The organism is Helicobacter aurati (assembly GCF_003364265.1).
Taxonomy (GTDB): Bacteria; Campylobacterota; Campylobacteria; order Campylobacterales; family Helicobacteraceae; genus Helicobacter_A; species Helicobacter_A aurati.
Map to the genome: position 1 here is coordinate 1 of NZ_NXLW01000030.1, position 4,152 is coordinate 4,152.

General features: G+C 38.0%; 1 protein-coding gene. It reads left to right on the forward strand.

From position 1 onward, the window contains the following. Positions 1-30: 30 nt before the first annotated feature. Positions 31-4,152 (forward strand): type IIG restriction enzyme/methyltransferase (locus CQA66_RS08935; RefSeq protein ID WP_115582656.1); only part of this gene is annotated, 4,122 nt, incomplete at its 3' end.

The window sequence follows — 4,152 nt, forward strand, 5'->3', positions numbered from 1 at the left end:
CCTCTCACAACCCAATTATAAAGGATAATTATGAGATTTACATGCGAAGTATTATCATGTAAAGACTTCATTAAAGAACAAAACATTGCAAGCTACAATCATGAAAGAAGCTCTTATAAAGATTCTACAAATCTCTCTAAAGATGTTTCATTATTTCATGACAAGCTCGCAGACTATTTAGAATCCTTACAGCAGCACCAAAGCCAAAACGAAAAAGCCATTGTTTCCGAATCCCTCAAATCCTTTTTGCAAAGTTTAGGATTCCAAGCACAAGCTGCTTACAAACAAAAGGGCAATAGTGAGATTGATTTGGCATTGCTTAAAGATGGCAATGTAGAAATCATTATTGAGGCAAAAAAGCCCGAGAATAAGCTTGAGATGTTTAGCGCGGATAACTTTAACTGCAAAGCGTTGCACGAATGTATTTTGTATTATTTGCGAGAACGTGAAGCAGGCAACACAAACCTAAACTATATCCTTATCACGAATTTTACAAAATTCTATCTCTTTAGCGCACTAGAATTTAAAAAGCATTTTGAGACAAAGCCTTTTTTGAATCTCTACAAAAGCTTGAATAAGAAAAACAGCCTTATCCAAAACCAAAACGATTTCTACACAGAGCTTGCCAAGCTTTTAGACAAGCAAAGCAAAGAGCAAAGCAAACCCTCTAACCAACCCCCTAAAGAGCAAGACAAACTAGCTAACCAACTAGCGGGTGGGCAACCTAGCCTTCTTGCTGCTACTTTTGACTTAGAGAATGATCAAGAGTTTCCTCAAGCGGCTTTCATACTCTCTAGGGCATTCCTCCATCACGAGAGTCATCAAGATTCCAATGCGCTCAATCCGAAGTTCTACTATGAGCTCTTGCATATTTTGGGTTTAAGAGAAACTGACAACAAGGGCAAGATTCTCATTCAAATAGACAATACACAAGAATCAAGCTTTGCCAAACATATTGCCTCTAAATTAGAACTCCAAAACCAACCAAGCGATTTTGAAACCACGATAAGCCACATCATTCTTTGGCTCAATCGAATCCTCTTTCTCAAGCTGATTGAAGCAAATCTTTTGCATTTCAACGAGGATAATGATTTGCGGTTTTTGACATCAAAGAAAATCACGAGTTTCAAGACTCTAAGCCATCTCTTTTTTGAAGTATTAGCAAAGGACTATGAGGAGAGAGAACAAGGCAAGGGCTTTGGTTTCTTGCCCTATCTGAATTCCTCGCTATTTATCCGAGACGAAAAAGAGATTTGCGATTTAAGCACGCTTGATGATGATTTGCAGATTCTGCCCTTTGTTGCCACACAAACAGAGCACAAAAAGGGAGAATCCATTCGCTTTCTTTCCTATCTCTTTGATTTCCTAGAATGCTTTGACTTTGGCAAGAATAAAGATTTCACACCAAGCGATAAACTGATTAACTCTAGCGTATTAGGAGCGATGTTTGAAAAGCTCAATGGCTATCAAGAGGGTAGCTTCTATACGCCAAACTTTATCACAAGCTATATGTGTAGGGAATCTCTATCTAAAATTGTCCTAGAGAAATTCAATACCAATTTTGGTTGGGACGCCAAAGATTTAGAATCGTTGCGTAAGCAGATTGATAGGAATTTTAGTAAAGAACAAGAGTTTAGAAAGCTCTTAGAAAGCCTCAGAATCTGCGATCCAAGCGTAGGCAGTGGGCATTTCTTAGTCTCTGCTCTCAATGAGATGATAGGGATTTATCATGAGCTAGGGCTTCTAGGCTTTGGATACAAAAGCCTAGAGGTGCAAGATGATGAGATTTTGCTAACAACAAAAAACAATACAAAATTTACCTATCGACGTTTTGATGATGAGAATCACCAAATCCAAATTGCTCTATTCAACCTCAAAAAATCCATTATTGAAAACAATCTCTTTGGTGTGGATATTAACCCCAACTCGTGTAATATCGCAAGGCTAAGGCTCTGGATTGAATTGCTCAAAAATGCGTATTATCTGAATTTTGCAAAAGACAAAGATAGCAAGATTCATAAGCTCCAAACTCTGCCTAATATTGATATTAATATCAAATGTGGGAATAGTTTAGTCAGCTATTTTGACATTCATACAAGCCTTGCACATTATCCAAATATCAATCGCAAAATGCAAGATTATAAGCGAGTTGTGCAAAATTACAAAGAGGGGTTTTATCAAAACAAGCTTCAAATTGACAAACAAATCAAAGACTTGCTTCAAACCTTTAAGAATTTTTGCTTCAAAGACAAATTCAAACAAGAAATCAAAATATTTGAGACAAAATGCGAAGATTATTCTAAAAAATATGGAAACTATCTTGCAAAAGACAATAAAAATTTAAGCCTCTATGTGCCGCAAAGAATGTTTATAGAGGACTTCAACGAAAAAGAGGCACAAAAAGACTTTGAAAACTTGCAAAACGCCTATAATGAGCTTTTCAACCTAGAATCCAACAAGCCTTTTGAATGGCGACTCGCCTTTCCTGAAGTGCTCGATAGTAATGGCGACTTTTTAGGCTTTGATTTAGTCATTGGCAATCCACCGTATATCAGACAAGAAGAAATCAAACATTTAAAACCACAGCTTGAAAAAGCCTTTAGCATTTACAAGGGCACGAGTGATATTTACACTTATTTTTATGAACTTGGATTTAAGATTCTCAAAAATCCTTCTTGTTCTGTTTTTTCTTCTTATTCCGAAACTTCTCCATGTCATTCTAAATCTCCTTGTCATTCTAAATCTCCTTGTCATTCTGAGCGTAGCGAAGAATCTCTTAAAGATTCCAATAGAGATGTTTCGCTTGTTTCACAAGCTCAACATGACAAACAAGCTTATTGTTCCAAAGGCGGAATCCTAAGCTTCATCACCTCCAACAAATGGTGCAGAGCCGCCTATGGCGAGCCTTTACGCAAATTTTTGCTTGAAAACACCACTATCAATACCTATCTTGATTTAAATGGCATAAAAGTCTTTGAAAATGCCACTGTGGATACGAGTATCTTGGAGTTTTGTAAAACCAAAGCCAACAAAAACCATACACTCAATTACGACAATCCAAAGGACTATAACCCCAAAGAAAACAAACCTTTGTTGCCGCAATATTCCAAAATTGCCCAAAATACCCTAAGTGAAGAAAGCTTTATCTTTAATAGCCCCGAAGTGGCAGCCCTAAAGGCAAAGATAGAATCCATTGGCACACCGCTCAAAGATTGGGATATTAGTATTTATCGTGGAATTTTAACGGGCTATAATGAAGCCTTTATCATTGATTCTAAAAAGAGAGAGGAGATATTAAACTCTTGTGATGATAGCAAGGAGAGCCTTTTGCCCTATCCTTTGAGTGAGTATGATGAGAGGCTTTGTCAAACTAATTCCTTCTGTCAAGCTGACTCCTTCTCTTGTCAAACTGAAATCTCCTCTTGTCATTCTGAGGTTTTCTATTGTCATTCTGAGCGAAGCGAAGAATCTCAAAGAAAAACAAAAAGAGATATTTCGCTTGCTTTGCAAGCTCAATATGACAACCCACCCCCTAACCCCCTCCGCACAGGGAGGGGGAATAATCCTTGTCAAACCGATTCCCCCTATTGTCATTCTGAGCGAAGCGAAGAATCTCAACAACCTCAATTCATTTCCCCCTCCCTTGCGGAGACTCATATTTCACATTCCCCCTCCCTTGCGGAGGATTCCCGACTTGTTCCCCCTCCCTTTGCGGAGGGGGCTAGGGGGTGGGGCAAATCCCAAAGTAATAACCCCAAACCATATCTACAAACAAAAACTCATCGTTATCTAGCCCCCTATATGAAAGAGTTTAGTAGAGAGCTAAGAAAGAATCTTACACAGGCAGAAAAGAAGCTTTGGCAGGAATTGCGAAATAAAAAATTAGGCTTTGGCTTTAGGCGGCAATTTGTGATAGATTCCAAATATATTGCTGATTTTGTGTGTTTGGAAAAAAGATTGATTATCGAATGTGATGGCGGGCAGCATAATGGAGATTTTAAAGACATTGAACGAGATTTTTATTTGCAATCGCAAAATTTTAGAATCTTGCGTTTTTGGAATAATGAAATTATAGAGAATTTAGAAGGAGTGGTAGAGAGGATTAAAGAGGCTTTGAATGATGATTTTACCCACCCCCTAGCCCCCTCCGCA